This is a genomic window from Parageobacillus sp. KH3-4, assembly GCF_022846435.1.
Classification (GTDB): domain Bacteria; phylum Bacillota; class Bacilli; order Bacillales; family Anoxybacillaceae; genus Parageobacillus; species Parageobacillus thermoglucosidasius_A.
Genome location: NZ_AP025627.1, coordinates 115,134 through 132,466, shown reverse-complemented (window position 1 = coordinate 132,466; position 17,333 = coordinate 115,134). Strand labels below are relative to the sequence as shown.

The 17,333-nt window shown below is 44.6% G+C and carries 15 protein-coding genes and 1 other annotated feature; all 15 genes read right to left on the bottom strand.

Annotation, left to right across the window (positions count from 1 at the left end):
* Positions 1 to 12: 12 nt before the first annotated feature.
* On the bottom strand, positions 13 to 300 hold the full coding sequence (gene rplW / locus MWM02_RS00685; RefSeq protein WP_003247564.1) for a 50S ribosomal protein L23: 288 nt from the start codon (positions 298 to 300) through the stop codon (positions 13 to 15).
* Positions 300 to 923, bottom strand: coding sequence for a 50S ribosomal protein L4 (rplD, locus tag MWM02_RS00680; protein WP_064550545.1), 624 nt, complete (start codon positions 921 to 923; stop codon positions 300 to 302). Before rplD ends, rplW begins: the two co-directional genes overlap by 1 nt.
* 29 nt (positions 924 to 952) lie before the next feature.
* Positions 953 to 1,588 (bottom strand): 50S ribosomal protein L3, encoded by a 636-nt coding sequence (gene rplC, locus MWM02_RS00675; protein ID WP_064550546.1) that lies wholly within the window; start codon positions 1,586 to 1,588, stop codon positions 953 to 955.
* Positions 1,589 to 1,608: 20 nt separating this feature from the next.
* Positions 1,609 to 1,917 carry a 30S ribosomal protein S10 gene (rpsJ, locus tag MWM02_RS00670; RefSeq protein WP_003247558.1) on the bottom strand — a complete coding sequence of 103 codons (309 nt, stop codon included), beginning with the start codon at positions 1,915 to 1,917 and terminating at the stop codon, positions 1,609 to 1,611.
* A 288-nt stretch (positions 1,918 to 2,205) separates the two neighbouring features.
* Positions 2,206 to 3,393, bottom strand: coding sequence for an elongation factor Tu (gene tuf / locus MWM02_RS00665; RefSeq protein ID WP_003247557.1), 1,188 nt, complete (start codon positions 3,391 to 3,393; stop codon positions 2,206 to 2,208).
* 130 nt (positions 3,394 to 3,523) lie between these two features.
* Positions 3,524 to 5,602 carry an elongation factor G gene (gene fusA, locus MWM02_RS00660; protein WP_064550547.1) on the bottom strand — a complete coding sequence of 693 codons (2,079 nt, stop codon included), beginning with the start codon at positions 5,600 to 5,602 and terminating at the stop codon, positions 3,524 to 3,526.
* A 143-nt stretch (positions 5,603 to 5,745) separates the two neighbouring features.
* On the bottom strand, positions 5,746 to 6,216 hold the full coding sequence (gene rpsG / locus MWM02_RS00655) for a 30S ribosomal protein S7 (RefSeq protein WP_003247553.1): 471 nt from the start codon (positions 6,214 to 6,216) through the stop codon (positions 5,746 to 5,748).
* Positions 6,217 to 6,253: 37 nt separating this feature from the next.
* Entirely contained in the window at positions 6,254 to 6,676 is a 423-nt protein-coding gene (gene rpsL, locus MWM02_RS00650; RefSeq protein WP_003247551.1) for a 30S ribosomal protein S12, read from the bottom strand.
* A gap of 102 nt (positions 6,677 to 6,778) precedes the next feature.
* Complete coding sequence (locus MWM02_RS00645; RefSeq protein ID WP_064550548.1) at positions 6,779 to 7,027, bottom strand: 50S ribosomal protein L7ae-like protein; 249 nt, start codon at positions 7,025 to 7,027, stop codon at positions 6,779 to 6,781.
* A 133-nt stretch (positions 7,028 to 7,160) separates the two neighbouring features.
* Positions 7,161 to 10,760 (bottom strand): DNA-directed RNA polymerase subunit beta', encoded by a 3,600-nt coding sequence (rpoC, locus tag MWM02_RS00640; RefSeq protein ID WP_064550549.1) that lies wholly within the window; start codon positions 10,758 to 10,760, stop codon positions 7,161 to 7,163.
* Between the two features lie 132 nt (positions 10,761 to 10,892).
* Positions 10,893 to 14,465 (bottom strand): DNA-directed RNA polymerase subunit beta, encoded by a 3,573-nt coding sequence (gene rpoB, locus MWM02_RS00635; protein WP_244402734.1) that lies wholly within the window; start codon positions 14,463 to 14,465, stop codon positions 10,893 to 10,895.
* A gap of 218 nt (positions 14,466 to 14,683) precedes the next feature.
* Complete coding sequence (locus MWM02_RS00630; protein WP_064550551.1) at positions 14,684 to 15,286, bottom strand: class I SAM-dependent methyltransferase; 603 nt, start codon at positions 15,284 to 15,286, stop codon at positions 14,684 to 14,686.
* 110 nt (positions 15,287 to 15,396) lie between these two features.
* Positions 15,397 to 15,765, bottom strand: a complete 369-nt coding sequence (rplL, locus tag MWM02_RS00625) for a 50S ribosomal protein L7/L12 (RefSeq protein WP_064550552.1) — start codon at positions 15,763 to 15,765, stop codon at positions 15,397 to 15,399.
* A 53-nt stretch (positions 15,766 to 15,818) separates the two neighbouring features.
* Complete coding sequence (gene rplJ, locus MWM02_RS00620; RefSeq protein ID WP_064550553.1) at positions 15,819 to 16,319, bottom strand: 50S ribosomal protein L10; 501 nt, start codon at positions 16,317 to 16,319, stop codon at positions 15,819 to 15,821.
* Positions 16,320 to 16,363: 44 nt separating this feature from the next.
* Positions 16,364 to 16,519, bottom strand: a sequence feature (ribosomal protein L10 leader region).
* Positions 16,520 to 16,567: 48 nt separating this feature from the next.
* Positions 16,568 to 17,269 (bottom strand): 50S ribosomal protein L1, encoded by a 702-nt coding sequence (rplA, locus tag MWM02_RS00615; protein ID WP_064550554.1) that lies wholly within the window; start codon positions 17,267 to 17,269, stop codon positions 16,568 to 16,570.
* Positions 17,270 to 17,333: the final 64 nt, after the last annotated feature.

Sequence of the window (17,333 nt, the reverse complement as noted above, 5' to 3'; positions counted from 1 at the left end):
TCGCTTTTAAACTTATACTTCGAACAGTTCGATCTCTTTGCTATCTGGCGTTAACGTTACGATCGCTTTGCGGCGACGGTTCGTATAACCGCTGTAACGGCCAACGCGTTTGAATTTTCCTTTATAGTTCATAATGTTGACTTTCGCTACTTTCACGCCAAAAATTTTCTCTACAGCATCTTTCACTTCTGTTTTATTCGCATTTACGTCGACTTCAAATGTATATTTTTTTTGTGAAATTAAGTTCATCGTGTTTTCCGTGATAATGGGCCGTTTAATAATATCGCGAGGATCTTTCATTATGCAAGCACCTCCTCTACTTTCTCCACGGCCGCTTTCGTGATTACAAGCTTGTCATGGTTTAACACATCAAGAACGTTAATGCCGTTCGCCGTAACCACGGTAACGCCAGGAATATTGCGTGCAGATAGCGCGACATTTTCGTTCGCAACATCTGTTACAATTAGCGCTTTGCGATCAACGGAAAGATTATTTAAGATTTTCACCATTTCTTTCGTTTTTGGCGCTTCTAATGTTAAATTGTCTAAAACAACAATGTTGTTTTCAAGAACTTTAGAAGATAACGCTGACTTAATTGCTAAACGGCGAACCTTTTTCGGCAATTTATAGCTGTAGCTGCGCGGAACCGGACCGAACACCGTACCACCGCCACGCCATTGCGGAGCGCGAATCGAACCTTGACGAGCGCGTCCTGTACCTTTTTGGCGCCATGGTTTGCGGCCTCCGCCACTTACTTCAGCACGATTTTTTGTTTTATGCGTTCCTTGACGTAAAGAAGCGCGTTGCATGATAACTGCTTCGAATAACACATATTTATTTGGCTCAATACCAAAAACGGAATCGTTCAGCTCGATTTCTCCGATAGTTTCTCCGTTCTGGTTATACAATGCTACTTTTGGCATTGGATAGTTCCTCCTTTCCTAGCAAAATGTTATTTTGCTTTCGCTTTCACTGCGCTTTTTACGATCACTAAACCTTTTCTTGGACCAGGCACGTTCCCTTTAATAAGAAGCAGGTTGCGTTCAGGGTCCACTTTCACAATTTTTAAGTTTTGAATCGTAACACGTTGGCCACCCATGCGGCCTGGCAATTCTTTCGACTTAAATACGCGGTTTGGAGCAATCGCACCCATCGAACCAGGACGACGATGATAGCGAGAACCGTGTGCCATTGGTCCGCGCGATTGACCATGACGTTTGATTGCGCCTTGGAAGCCTTTCCCTTTTGAAATTCCAGTTACATCGACAATATCGCCTTCAGAAAAAATATCTACTTTGACTTCCTGACCAACTTCATATTCATCAATATTTGCGCCGCGAATTTCGCGGATGAAGCGCTTAGGTGTCGTATTCGCTTTAGCGGCGTGGCCAATTTGCGGCTTATTGGCGCGTTTTTCGCTTAAATCCTCAAAACCTAATTGAATCGCTTCGTAACCGTCTTTTTCAATCGTTTTCTTTTGCAGCACGACGTTTGGAGTTGCTTCAATGACGGTTACAGGAATTAAATCGCCGTTTTCCGCGAATACTTGCGTCATACCAATTTTTCTCCCTAAGATTCCTTTGGTCATTCGTCACACCTCCTGCTAAATTAAAGTTTAATTTCAATATCAACACCAGACGGTAAGTCAAGGCGCATTAATGAATCTACTGTTTGCGGAGTAGGATTCACGATATCGATCAAGCGTTTATGTGTACGCATTTCGAATTGTTCACGAGAGTCTTTATACTTGTGAACAGCGCGTAAAATCGTATAAACAGTTCTTTCCGTCGGCAACGGAATCGGACCAGATACTTTTGCACCGGAACGTTTCGCTGTTTCTACGATTTTTTCCGCAGATTGATCAAGAATTCGATGATCATAAGCTTTTAAACGAATACGAATTTTTTCTTTTGCCATTGTTTTCCCTCCTTCTTCGCCTATTTTGAAAATAGACATTCTCCATGGAAATTTCCTGCACACTCGCCATGGCAAAGCAACCGGGTGTGTCAGCAACCTTCCACTTCATCGCAGTCAAAGACCAACATTTGATATTATACAGATATGTAAACGAGATTGCAAGCTATTTCTTCGCTTTTCTACGCACTTCTTAATTATACATAGCTAACTTCCTATTTTCAACTTGTCAAAAAATTATACAAAAAAAGCAGGTTTGCAAACGCAAACCTGCTTTTCGGCCTGTCAACATTATTCAATGATTTCAGATACAGAACCAGCGCCTACTGTACGTCCGCCTTCACGGATCGAGAATTTTGTACCTTCTTCGATCGCGATCGGCGCGATTAATTCTACTGTCATTTCAACGTTGTCGCCAGGCATAACCATTTCAACGCCTTCTGGAAGCGTGATGATACCTGTTACGTCCGTTGTACGGAAGTAGAATTGTGGACGATAGTTAGAGAAGAATGGAGTATGACGTCCACCTTCTTCTTTTGTTAGGACGTAAACTTGTGCTTTAAATTTTGTATGTGGCGTAATTGTTCCTGGTTTTGCAAGCACTTGACCGCGCTCTACTTCATCACGGGATACACCGCGAAGAAGCGCACCGATGTTGTCACCAGCTTCTGCTTGGTCAAGAAGTTTGCGGAACATTTCTACACCAGTGACTGTTGTAGATTTTGGTTCGTCAGAAAGACCAACGATTTCTACAGCGTCGCCAACTTTTAGAGTACCGCGTTCTACACGGCCAGTTGCTACTGTACCGCGACCAGTGATCGAGAACACGTCTTCGATTGGCATCATGAACGGTTTGTCAATTTCGCGTTGCGGAGTTGGAATGTATTCGTCAACAGCATTCATCAATTCAACAATTTTTTCTTCCCATTGCGGATCGCCTTCAAGCGCTTTTAATGCAGAACCTTTGATAACAGGCACTTCGTCGCCAGGGAAGTCATATTCGGATAATAGATCACGAACTTCCATTTCAACAAGTTCTAACAATTCTTCGTCGTCAACCATGTCGCATTTGTTCAAGAATACAACGATGTATGGCACACCTACTTGGCGAGAAAGAAGAATGTGCTCACGAGTTTGTGGCATTGGACCGTCAGCTGCAGACACAACAAGGATTGCGCCGTCCATTTGCGCTGCACCTGTGATCATGTTTTTCACGTAGTCTGCGTGGCCAGGGCAGTCAACGTGAGCGTAGTGGCGTTTGTCCGTTTCATACTCAACGTGCGCAGTAGAGATAGTAATACCGCGTTCACGTTCTTCTGGAGCCGCGTCGATTTGATCGTACGCTTTTGCTTCTGCTTTACCTTGTTTAGCAAGAACCGTTGTAATCGCAGCAGTCAACGTCGTTTTACCATGGTCAACGTGGCCGATAGTACCGATGTTGACGTGTGGTTTCGTACGTTCGAATTTCGCTTTAGCCATGAGAATATCCTCCTTAAAATTAGAATGTATATAATTTTATTATAATAGAATGCCTGGGAGCAAATAGTGAGCATATTTGCTCCCAAGTCTTACATAAGTAATTTATAGCGAAACTATGCACAAAAATCAATTATTCACCTTTATTTTTTTTGATGATTTCATCTGCAATGTTTTTCGGAACTTCTTCATAATGGTCAAAGACCATCGTGAACGTTCCGCGGCCTTGTGTATTAGAACGAAGCGAAGTAGCGTATCCAAACATTTCCGCCAGCGGAACCATCGCGCGAACGACTTGCGCGTTGCCGCGGGCTTCCATACCTTCTACGCGTCCACGGCGAGAAGTGATGTCGCCCATAATATCGCCAAGATATTCCTCTGGAATAATTACTTCGACTTTCATGATTGGTTCAAGCAACACAGGATCGCATTTTTCCGCTGCATTTTTCAACGCTAAAGACGCAGCGATTTTAAATGCCATCTCGCTGGAGTCAACATCATGGTATGAACCATCAAATAGTTTCGCTTTAATATCGACAACCGGATATCCAGCAAGAACGCCGTTTTGCATCGCTTCTTCAAGACCAGCTTGGACCGCCGGAACATATTCTTTCGGAACGACTCCACCGACAATCGCGTTTTCGAATTCGAAACCTTTTCCGCGTTCGTTTGGCGAGAACTCGATCCAAACGTGGCCGTATTGACCGCGACCTCCAGACTGGCGGATAAATTTCCCTTCGACTTGCGCCGACTTACGGAATGTTTCGCGGTAAGCGACTTGCGGAGCACCGACGTTTGCTTCCACTTTAAATTCACGGCGCATACGGTCAACGATGATGTCTAAATGAAGCTCACCCATACCAGCAATGATCGTTTGGCCGGTTTCTGGGTCGGTCCAAGCGCGGAATGTCGGGTCTTCTTCTTGCAATTTTTGCAACGCTTGTCCCATTTTATCTTGGTCCGCTTTTGACTTTGGCTCGATGGCTACGTTGATTACTGGTTCTGGGAATTCCATTGATTCTAACACAACAAGGTTCTTTTCGTCACATAGAGTATCGCCTGTTGTTGTATCTTTTAAACCTACAGCTGCCGCGATGTCACCGGCATATACTTTTGAAATCTCTTGACGGTGGTTCGCATGCATTTGTAGGAGACGACCGATACGTTCGCGTTTGCGTTTTGTCGAGTTCATGACATACGAACCAGAATCTAGCGTACCAGAATATACACGGAAGAATGTTAATTTACCAACATAAGGGTCTGTCATAATCTTAAACGCTAACGCCGCGAATGGAGCATCATCGCTTGACTCACGAACAACTTCTTCTTCCGTATCTGGAACGATCCCTTTAATTGGAGGAATATCCACAGGAGAAGGCAAATAGTCAACGACTCCGTCAAGCAATAATTGAACCCCTTTATTTTTAAATGCAGAACCGCAGAACACAGGGAAGAATTCCACGCTGATCGTCGCTCTGCGAATCGCCGCTTTTAATTCTTCTACTGTAATTTCTTCCCCTTCTAAATATTTCATCATAAGATCTTCATCTAATTCTGCAACCGCTTCGATAAGTTTGTTATGATATTCTTCCGCCATGTCGCGGTAATCTTCCGGAATTTCAATGCGTTCAATATTTTTACCGAGCTCATCGTGATAATGATACGCGCACATTTCTACGAGATCAATAATGCCGGAGAATTGGTCTTCCGCACCGATCGGCAATTGCACTGGATGTGCGTTTGCTTGCAAGCGGTCATGAAGCGTTTTTACAGAATATAAGAAATCCGCGCCGATTTTATCCATTTTGTTGACGAATACGATGCGTGGAACACCGTATGTCGTCGCTTGGCGCCATACTGTTTCCGTTTGCGGTTCTACGCCAGATTGCGCATCAAGAACGGTAATCGCACCGTCAAGCACGCGGAGAGAACGTTCTACTTCCACTGTGAAGTCTACGTGCCCTGGCGTGTCGATGATGTTAATGCGATGGCCTTTCCATTGCGCTGTTGTCGCCGCAGATGTAATCGTAATTCCGCGCTCTTGTTCTTGTTCCATCCAGTCCATTGTTGCCGCGCCTTCATGCACTTCACCAATTTTATGAACGCGGCCTGTGTAGAATAAGATGCGCTCAGTTGTCGTTGTCTTACCGGCGTCAATATGCGCCATAATACCAATGTTTCGAGTTTTTTCCAAGGAGAACTCTCTTGCCATGGTGGTTATTTTCTCCTTCCTTCAAATAAGTATCATGTGATAGTCGCTATACAAACGATAATACAGGAATATAGGTGAATTGGCGGCAAATTCCTTGACCGCCATCACCTATTTCCCACTGCTTATCGATATAAATGCGATGATTACCAGCGATAATGCGCAAACGCTTTGTTTGCTTCTGCCATTTTGTGTGTATCTTCGCGTTTTTTCACAGCCGCTCCGGTGTTATTGGCAGCATCCATAATTTCATTTGCAAGACGCTCTTCCATCGTTTTTTCGCCGCGGAGACGGGCATACTGTACTAACCAACGAAGGCCTAATGTCACGCGACGATCTGGGCGAACTTCAACAGGAACTTGGTAGTTCGCACCACCAACACGGCGCGCGCGAACTTCAAGAACAGGCATAACGTTTTTCAGAGCTTGTTCAAACACTTCCATTGGATCTTTACCCGTACGTTCGCGAATAATATCAAATGCCGTATAAAGAATTTTTTGCGCTTTTCCTTTTTTCCCGTCAATCATAATTTTATTGATAAGACGAGTTACTAGTTTGGAATTGTAAATCGGATCTGGTAGTACGTCTCGTTTTGGAACTGGACCTCTACGTGGCATAGTTTTTCCTCCTTTCGATAAAAAATCCTATCTCATATTATTTTTTTGATTCTTTCGGTTTTTTCGCGCCGTATTTCGAACGACCTTGCATACGGTTCGCTACCCCTGCTGTATCTAGGGCACCACGAATGATGTGATAGCGTACCCCCGGCAAGTCTTTTACACGTCCGCCGCGAATCAGCACGACGCTGTGTTCTTGCAAGTTATGGCCAATACCAGGAATATAAGCCGTCACTTCAATACCGTTCGTCAAACGAACACGCGCATATTTACGAAGCGCAGAGTTTGGCTTTTTCGGCGTCATCGTACCAACACGTGTACAAACACCGCGTTTTTGCGGAGAAGGAACGTTTGTTTGTACTTTTTTGAAGCTGTTGTACCCTTTATTTAATGCAGGAGATTTAGATTTTACCACTTTTTTCTCGCGACCTTTGCGAACTAATTGGTTGATTGTAGGCATGTTAAATTTCCTCCTTTCACATACAAGTTCAAGCCCACATATCCAGGCGGTTCATTATTTATGCAAAACAAAGCTCTTGCAGCAAAAACTACAAAAACATTTTTAACGAATGATCGCTACAGCAGCTGCTCCCACTTGGATTTTGCATGCTTTCCCAAGCTTTTTCATCGAATCTACTTTCGTAACTGGAACGTTTGCGCTTTTCGCCGCTTCCATCACCTTTTCGATGATCGATGAGTCAGCATCTTCCGCGACAATGACTTCGAGCGCTTTTCCTTCTTTCAGAGCTCTTATCGTTTGCTTTGTTCCTACAACAATTTTTCCAGCCTGTAATACTTTTTCATAAGACATGTAACATATCCTCCAAAGTACCAGGTTTTCGGAACACCCTTATTAGACTATCATTTTTACGAAACATTGTCAACTTATTTTTAAATCAATTTGTTACCAGCAAAGGACGGTTTCCTTTGCTGGTAACAACGGATTATTTAGAAGTAACCGCATCCTCATTTTCTTCTTTCTTCACTACCGGCTTTACTTTGCGGTAGCGAGTCATTCCAGTTCCTGCAGGAACAAGCTTACCGATAATGACGTTTTCTTTTAAGCCAAGCAATTCATCTCGTTTTCCTTTGATCGCCGCATCTGTTAAAACGCGCGTTGTTTCTTGGAAAGATGCAGCTGACAAGAACGAATCTGTCTCAAGCGATGCTTTTGTAATACCAAGCAATACCGGACGAGCCGTCGCCGGGCGTTTTCCTTCAAGAAGCGCTTTTTCGTTCACATCTGTAAATTGATGCACATCTAATAACGTGCCAGGCAAGACGTCTGTATCTCCTGCGTCAATGATGCGCACTTTGCGAAGCATTTGTCGAACCATTACTTCGATATGTTTGTCGCTAATTTCTACCCCTTGCATTCTGTACACTTTTTGTACTTCACGCAATAAGTATTCTTGCACGGATGTAATATCTCTTACTTTTAATAATTGTTTCGGATCAATCGACCCTTCTGTCAGTTCTTGCCCACGCTCTACTTGCTGCCCTTCTTCTACTTTTAATCTGGCGTTGTAAGGGGCGATATAAGAACGTGTTTCCACTTCGCCTTTTACGACGATTTCGTATTGGCGGTCGCGCGTTTCGCTAATCGAAGTGACGATTCCGTCAATCTCCGAAATCACCGCCTGCCCTTTCGGATTACGCGCTTCAAACAGCTCTTGAACACGCGGCAAACCTTGGGTAATGTCGTCGCCAGCAACACCGCCTGTGTGGAACGTGCGCATCGTTAGCTGCGTACCCGGCTCACCGATCGATTGCGCGGCAATAATGCCGACTGCTTCACCGACTTCCACTTCCGCACCGGTTGCCAAGTTGCGACCGTAACATTTTTTACATACACCGTGTCGCGTATTGCATGTAAAGGCAGAGCGGATCCATACTTCTTTAATGCCTGCTTTAATGATCGCGTTAGCAATATCTTCTGTGATCATCTCATCTTTGCGAACGAGTATTTCACCCGTTTCTGGGTGTCTCACTGTTTTTTGCGCGTAACGGCCGACAAGACGTTCTTCTAGCTTAACGATGACTTCCGTACCGTCCGTCAATGCTCTTGCAAGAATACCGCGGTCCGTGCCGCAATCTTCTTCGCGAACAATCACATCTTGCGCCACGTCAACAAGACGTCTTGTGAGATAACCAGAGTCCGCTGTTTTCAAAGCAGTATCGGCAAGCCCTTTGCGCGCCCCGTGTGTAGAAATAAAGTACTCCAATACGGTTAATCCTTCACGGAACGAAGATTTGATCGGCAACTCGATGATGCGTCCTGCCGGGTTCGCCATAAGACCGCGCATTCCGGCAAGCTGCGTAAAGTTCGACGCGTTACCACGGGCTCCAGAATCGCTCATCATAAAGATTGGATTGCGTTTATCCAGCGATTTCATCAATCTGTCCTGAATTTTATCTTTCGCCGCGCTCCAAATCGAAATAACCCGTTCATAGCGCTCTTCGTCGGTAATTAAACCGCGGCGGAATTGTTTTAACACCGTGTCGACTTTCGCTTGCGCTTCTTCAAGAATTTCTTGTTTTTCCGGCAGCACGACAATGTCGGCAACGCCAATCGTAATGCCGGCTTTCGTCGAATATTGGAAACCTAAATCTTTCATGCGGTCCAGCATTTTCGATGTTTCCGTAATTTTGAACCGCTTAAATACTTCAGCGATAATTTGTCCAAGCACTTTTTTCTTAAATGGCGGAACAAGTTCGCGCTTGCGAATTTCTTCTTTGACATTCGCGCCTTTATCAAGGAAATATTTATCTGGTGTCCGTCCTTCGATATTTTCGGTTGTCGGTTCGTTAATATACGGGAATGAGTTTGGCAAAATTTCATTGAAAATGAGTTTTCCAACTGTTGTAATAAGCAGTTTATTATTTTGCTCTTCTGTAAACGTTTCATTTTTCAATGAGCCAGCATGAACGGCAATTCGCGAGTGCAAATGGACATAACCATTATGGTACGCGAGCAGCGCTTCATCCGTATCTTTAAATACCATTCCTTCACCGATCGCCCCTTCGCGTTCCATCGTTAAATAGTAGTTACCTAAAACCATGTCTTGCGAAGGAGTAACAACCGGTTTTCCATCTTTCGGGTTCAAAATGTTTTGTGCAGCCAGCATAAGCAAGCGCGCTTCTGCCTGCGCTTCCGCGGATAATGGAACGTGCACCGCCATTTGGTCTCCATCAAAGTCAGCGTTATATGCCGTACATACAAGCGGATGCAAACGGATGGCGCGTCCTTCGACAAGCGTTGGCTCGAACGCTTGAATGCCCAATCGGTGAAGAGTTGGCGCGCGGTTGAGCAAAACAGGATGTTCCTTAATGACATCCTCTAATACATCCCATACTTCCGGATGGACGCGTTCAATTTTCCGTTTTGCACTTTTAATGTTGTGGGCTAGACCACGTTCCACAAGTTCTTTCATCACAAATGGTTTAAAGAGCTCGAGCGCCATTTCTTTTGGCAAACCGCATTGATACATTTTCAAGTTCGGACCGACAACAATAACCGACCGGCCTGAATAATCCACACGCTTACCAAGCAAGTTTTGCCGGAAACGTCCTTGCTTTCCTTTTAGCATATGGGACAGCGATTTTAGCGGACGGTTCCCAGGCCCCGTTACCGGACGACCGCGTCGACCGTTGTCAATGAGCGCGTCGACCGCTTCTTGGAGCATCCGTTTTTCGTTTTGCACAATAATGCTTGGCGCACCGAGATCTAACAGCCGTTTTAACCGATTGTTGCGGTTAATAACACGGCGATATAAGTCATTGAGATCGGATGTTGCAAAACGTCCACCATCTAATTGCACCATCGGCCGCAATTCAGGCGGGATGACTGGAAGCACGTCAAGCACCATCCAAGCAGGGTCGTTCCCTGAATTACGGAACGCTTCTAATACTTCCAACCGTTTAATAATGCGGGCACGCCGCTGTCCTTGCGCTGTTTTTAATTCTTCTTTTAGCGTTGCCACTTCTTTTTCTAAATCAATATCTTGAAGAAGCTTTTTAATGGCTTCGGCACCCATGGAAGCTTGGAACGATTGCCCGTATTTTTCGCGATACGCGCGATATTCTTTTTCAGAAAGCAGTTGTTTTTTCTCAAGCGGTGTATCGCCTGGATCAGTCACAACATATGAAGCGAAATAAATGACTTCTTCTAACGCACGCGGCGACATGTCCAAAACAAGCCCCATACGGCTTGGAATCCCTTTGAAATACCAAATATGTGAAACAGGAGCTGCTAGTTCAATATGTCCCATCCGTTCGCGACGGACTTTCGAACGAGTCACTTCGACACCGCAACGGTCACAGACAACACCTTTATAACGTACGCGCTTATATTTTCCACAATGACATTCCCAGTCTTTTGTTGGTCCGAAAATACGCTCGCAAAACAATCCGTCTTTTTCCGGCTTCAACGTACGATAGTTAATCGTTTCCGGTTTTTTTACTTCACCATACGACCAAGAACGAATTTTTTCCGGAGAAGCGAGTCCGATTTTCATGTATTCAAATTTATTTACATCTAGCAAGGGGTATACCTCCCTCTTTATCACTCGGTTTTGCCTCGATTGCTTTTATAGCAAAATTAGCCGTCCGTTATCATCGTTAAAGCATCTTGAAAGTGATGGAGGATCAACTATCCCCCATCACTACAAGCAAACTTATTCTTTTGTCACAACACCTTTTTTCCCAGCTTTTTCATTTTCTGCCGACTTCACTTCCGGAACAATGGAGTCTGCAGAATGAACGTCATCCTCTTCATCAAAGTTTTCCATATTAATTTCTTTTTCATCGCTAGTCAAAATGGTGACATCCATACCTAAGCTTTGCAGCTCTTTAATCAACACTTTAAACGATTCCGGCACACCTGGTTCTGGAATGTTTTCCCCTTTCACAATCGCTTCGTACGTTTTGACACGACCAACGACATCGTCCGACTTGACCGTAAGTATTTCTTGCAACGTATACGCAGCACCATAAGCTTCAAGCGCCCATACTTCCATTTCGCCAAAGCGTTGTCCGCCAAATTGCGCTTTACCGCCAAGCGGCTGCTGCGTAACGAGCGAGTACGGTCCTGTTGAACGGGCGTGCAGCTTATCGTCAACCATGTGCGCAAGCTTAATCATGTACATAATCCCGACAGATACACGGTTATCAAACGGTTCTCCCGTTCTGCCGTCGTATAACACCGTTTTTGCGTCACGCGGCATTCCGGCTTCTTCTAAAATGTTCCATACGTCTTCTTCCGTAGCCCCATCAAATACCGGGGACGCAATATGAAGGCCGAGCTTTTTCGCCGCCATACCAAGATGCAGTTCGAACACTTGCCCGATATTCATCCGCGATGGAACGCCTAAAGGGTTCAACATAATATCAATTGGCGTGCCATCTGGCAAGAACGGCATATCTTCCTCCGGCAAAATTCGCGAAATAACCCCTTTGTTTCCATGGCGTCCTGCCATTTTATCGCCTTCGGAAATTTTCCGTTTTTGTACGATATAAACACGGACAAGCTGGTTGACACCTGGCGGAAGCTCATCTCCGTCTTCACGGTTAAAGACCTTCACGTCAAGGACAATGCCGCCACCGCCATGCGGAACGCGAAGAGACGTATCGCGCACTTCGCGGGCTTTCTCTCCGAAGATCGCATGCAATAGCCGCTCTTCTGCCGTAAGTTCTGTCATTCCTTTTGGTGTTACTTTTCCAACAAGCAAGTCGCCGTCTTTTACCTCGGCGCCAATGCGGACGATTCCGCGCTCATCTAAATTTTTCAGCGCGTCCTCGCCGACGTTCGGAATATCGCGCGTAATTTCTTCCGGACCAAGTTTTGTGTCGCGGGATTCCGCTTCATATTCCTCGATATGGATAGACGTATAGACGTCTTCTTTAACGAGACGTTCGCTCATGATAATCGCGTCTTCATAGTTGTAACCATCCCATGTCATAAAGGCGACAAGCACGTTGCGGCCAAGAGCAAGCTCGCCTTTATCCATGGACGGGCCGTCCGCCAAAATTTCGCCTTTTTCCACGATATCGCCCTTTTTCACAATCGGACGTTGATTGTAGCAAGTCCCTTGGTTGGAGCGGACGAATTTTAACAGACGATACTTATCAAGATCACCTTTCACTTCTTTGCCATCCACTTCAATGAGACGGCGGACCCAAATTTCTTTCGCCTCTACCCGTTCGACAATGCCGCGATGTTTACAAATAACAGCGGCGCCGGAGTCTCTCGCGGACACATATTCCATTCCCGTGCCGACAATCGGCGCTTCCGGTTCTAACAGCGGAACGGCTTGACGCTGCATGTTCGCACCCATAAGCGCGCGGTTCGAGTCATCGTTTTCCAAAAACGGAATGCAGGCCGTCGCTGCCGATACGACTTGCTTCGGCGATACGTCCATATAGTCAACGCGGTCGCGTTTGACGACAATGTTTTCGCCGCGGAAACGGGCAACAACATTTTCTTCTAAGAACGTTCCATCTTCCGCGAGTGGAACGTTCGCTTGCGCCACGACGTAGTTATCTTCTTCGTCAGCAGTTAAATAGTCAATTTGATCGGTAACTCTTCCCGTCTCCGGATCGACGCGGCGGTACGGTGTTTCGATAAAGCCGAATTTATTCACTTTCGCATAAGTAGACAATGAGTTAATTAACCCGATGTTTGGACCTTCAGGCGTTTCAATTGGACACATTCGCCCATAGTGTGAATAGTGAACGTCACGCACCTCAAAACCGGCGCGTTCACGAGTTAAGCCACCCGGACCTAGCGCAGAAAGGCGGCGTTTATGCGTCAATTCGGCGAGTGGATTCGTTTGATCCATAAATTGCGAAAGCTGCGAGCTTCCGAAAAACTCTTTAATCGCTGCAATGACCGGACGAATGTTGATCAGCTGTTGCGGGGTGATCGTGTTTGTATCTTGAATCGACATGCGCTCACGAACAACCCGCTCCATGCGTGACAAACCGATCCGGAATTGGTTTTGCAATAATTCACCGACAGAACGAAGACGACGATTTCCTAAATGGTCAATATCATCCGTGTCACCGACTCCATGTAATAAATTAAAGAAATAGCTAATCGAAGCAATAATATCCGCAGGAGTAATATGTTTTACGTCTTCGGCAATGTAGCCGTTGCTAATGACATTAATAACTTGTTCCCCATCCGGGTCGTTTGGCGCATAAATTTTAATCGATTGTAACGCAAATTCTTCTTCCACTACGCCACCGAAAGGTTTGTAAACTCGCAATCCAACACCGTTTTCAAGGTATGGTAAAATTCGATTTAACGTTCTCCGATCAACAATCGTTCCTTTTTCTGCAATAATTTCGCCAGTTTTTGGATCCACCAGTGTTTCGGCAAGACGCTGGTTAAACAGACGATTTTTAATATGAAGCTTTTTATTAATTTTATAACGCCCGACGCTTGCCAAGTCATAACGCTTCGGATCAAAAAAGCGGGAGATTAACAAATTTTTGGCGTTTTCAATCGTCGGCGGTTCCCCTGGACGCAAACGCTCGTAAATCTCGATTAACGCTTTTTCCGTGCTGTCTGTATTATCCTTTTCGAGCGTGTTGCGAAGATATTCATTATCACCGATTAAATCGATAATTTCTTGGTCAGACCCAAAGCCAAGAGCACGAAGAAGAACCGTAACTGGTAGTTTACGAGTGCGGTCAATACGGACATACACAACATCTTTTGCATCTGTTTCGTATTCCAGCCATGCCCCGCGGTTCGGAATGACCGTTGCTGAAAAACCGCGTTTTCCATTTTTGTCGACCTTTTCGCTATAATAAACGCTCGGTGAGCGGACAAGCTGGGAGACAATAACACGTTCCGCCCCGTTGATGATAAACGTTCCCGTTTCTGTCATTAACGGGAAATCACCCATAAAGACATCTTGTTCTTTTACTTCGCCAGTTTCTTTGTTAATTAAACGCACTTTGACACGAAGCGGCGCGGCATATGTAACATCGCGTTCTTTTGCCTCTTCAACAGTATATTTTGGTTCCCCTAAACTATAATCGACAAACTCAAGCGAAAGATTGCCGGAAAAGTCTTCAATCGGGGAAATTTCTCTGAACATTTCCCGCAATCCTTCATCAAGAAACCATTTATAAGAGGAAGTTTGAATCTCAATAAGATTCGGCAATTCCAGCACTTCACTAATACGCGCGTAACTTCTTCGTTGGCGGTGTCGTCCATATTGAACTAGTCGGCCTGTCAAGTGATTCACCCCTCAAATTTAAACATTAGTCAAAGTGGAAGGTAAACTTTCGGCTATAAAGAGAAAAAAAGAAAATGGTTTCTATATAGAAAACCATATTTTTACCTGTCTATTGATTTTATCATTCTTTCCATTATAGATAAAATTATACGTTATATCTTGACCAAGAAATGTACACATTTAGCATTTTATAATGCTATCATAATCCTAAAATGCTGTCAACATTTTTTTGACTTTATGATATAATATCCTTTTTTCTTTGTCACGACTTCTACACACGAGAATATTTCTTGCAATTTTTTTAGCGCGGAAGGAGCCCCCTGTTTTTTCTGAATTACAACCCACAATTCTCCGTTAGGGTAAAGATGGGCAGCGCTTTGTTCAAAAATGGCGTAAACGACACGTTTTCCTGCGCGGATCGGCGGGTTTGTCAAAATCGCGGCAAATTTTTTATCTCCCACTCGTTCAAATAAATCACTTTCATAAATGGACGTGTTTGCAATATGGTTAGCGCGCTTATTCTCGTTCGCCAATTCAAGCGCGCGCTTGTTTATATCAATCATGTCTACATGGCGGTCCGGAAATGATTTCGCAATGGCCAACCCGATCGGGCCATACCCGCACCCTACATCTAAAAAATCGCCGTCCACGTCCGGTTCTTCAAACGTTTCAATCAGCAAGCGCGTCCCAAAATCGACTTCTCGCTTCGAAAATACGCCGCTGTCTGTCGTAAATGTCAGCTCATGGCCCCGCAATGTAAACGTCCACGTATGTGGATTGCTTTCAGATGACGGAGTTGGGGAGTAATAATGTTCGCTCAATGACATCACCTTTCTTTTATTTTTCTATTTTCATCATATCCATTTTCTTATAAATGAAAAAGCCCGCCGTTTCCAGCGAGCTTTTTTCTGTATACATGCAGCAAATATTATTATTTTAATTCTACGCTAGCGCCAACTTCTTCAAGTTTTGCTTTAATTTCTTCTGCTTCTTCTTTAGAAACGCCTTCTTTAATTGGTTTTGGAGTGTTATCTACTAAGTCTTTTGCTTCTTTCAAGCCAAGGCCAGTGATTTCACGAACAACTTTGATAACTTTAATTTTTTGTGCGCCGCCGTCAGTAAGAATAACATCGAATTCTGTTTTTTCCGCAGCAGCATCGCCGCCGCCAGCAGCGCCACCAGCAACTACTACAGGAGCAGCAGCAGTTACGCCGAACTCTTCTTCAATCGCTTTTACTAAATCGTTTAATTCTAATACTGTCATATTTTTAATGGCTTCAATGATTTGTTCTTTAGTCATCGTCAGTTCCTCCTTAGTATCATTATAGTTTCATCGCATGAGCGAAAAGAAAATTATGCGCTTTGCTCTTCTTTTTTGTCCGCAACCGCTTTGGCAACAAGCGCAAAGTTGCGGATTGGAGCTTGAAGAACGCTAAGCAACATAGAAAGCAAGCCTTCGCGCGAAGGAAGTTTCGCAAGAGCGTTAATTTCTTCAATCGTCGCAATGTTGCCTTCAATCACACCTGCTTTGATCTCAAGCGCTTCATGTTCTTTGGCAAACTCACTTAAAATTTTCGCAGGCGCTACAACGTCTTCGTTGCTAAACGCAATCGCATTCGGCCCAGTGAATACGTCGTTTAATCCTTCTAATCCGACTTCCGCCAAAGCGCGGCGAGTTAATGTGTTTTTATACACTTTGAACTCAACGCCCGCTTCGCGAAGCCGCTTGCGAAGTTCCGTGATCTCTGCTACGTTAAGGCCGCGATAGTCTACGATAACCGTCGATTTGCTTGCGCGGAATTTGTCGGCAATTTCCGCTACAATTTGCTTTTTGAGTTCGATCGCACTGCCCATTTTTACACCTCCTGTAGAAGATAAAATGAAAACACCACTTATACCGCATCAACAAAAAACCTCCATGCCGCGTAGACATGGAGGTACCATATAAAAACGCGCCTGTGCGATAAAACGCGTTCTTCTATCAGTAAATACCTCGGTAGGAAATTAAGCTCCATAAGAGCACCTACTGTCTACGGTACAAATGATATTCATTTTTCAGACGAAATCTATTTTACTAAACAGGATGAAAGAAGTCAATATTTTTATTGCGCTACAGCAACCGTAGATGGGTCTACCTTGATGCCAGGCCCCATCGTCGAAGTAACGGTTACGTTTTTCACGTAAGTGCCTTTAGCGGCAGCCGGTTTTGCTTTTAAAATAGCTTCGTAAATCGTAGTGAAGTTTTCTACGAGCTTTTCGCTATCAAACGAAACTTTGCCAATCGGCACATGAACGTTGCCGGCTTTGTCAACACGATATTCCACTTTACCGGCTTTAATTTCTTGTACGGCTTTCGCAACGTCAAATGTAACCGTGCCTGTTTTCGGGTTTGGCATTAATCCTTTCGGACCTAAAATACGTCCTAATTTACCTACTTCACCCATCATGTCTGGAGTGGCAACAACGACGTCAAAATCAAACCAGCCTTGCTGGATTTTGTTGATATATTCTGTATCGCCAACGTAGTCAGCGCCAGCAGCTTCCGCTTCTTTCGCTTTTTCTCCTTTCGCGAATACTAATACGCGTTGTACTTTTCCTGTACCATGAGGCAATACAACCGCGCCGCGAATTTGTTGGTCCGCTTTTTTCGGATCAACGCCCAAACGGAACGCAACTTCCACTGTAGCGTCAAATTTCGCAATGTTTGTTTTCTTTACAAGCTCAATCGCTTCTGCAACCGGATACGCTTTAGAGCGATCCACAAGCTTCAATGCTTCCAAATATTTTTTTCCTCTTTTTGGCATGCATAATTCCTCCTCATTGTGGTTTTAGCGGAATAACCTCCCACGAATAAAGGTTGCGAAAAGG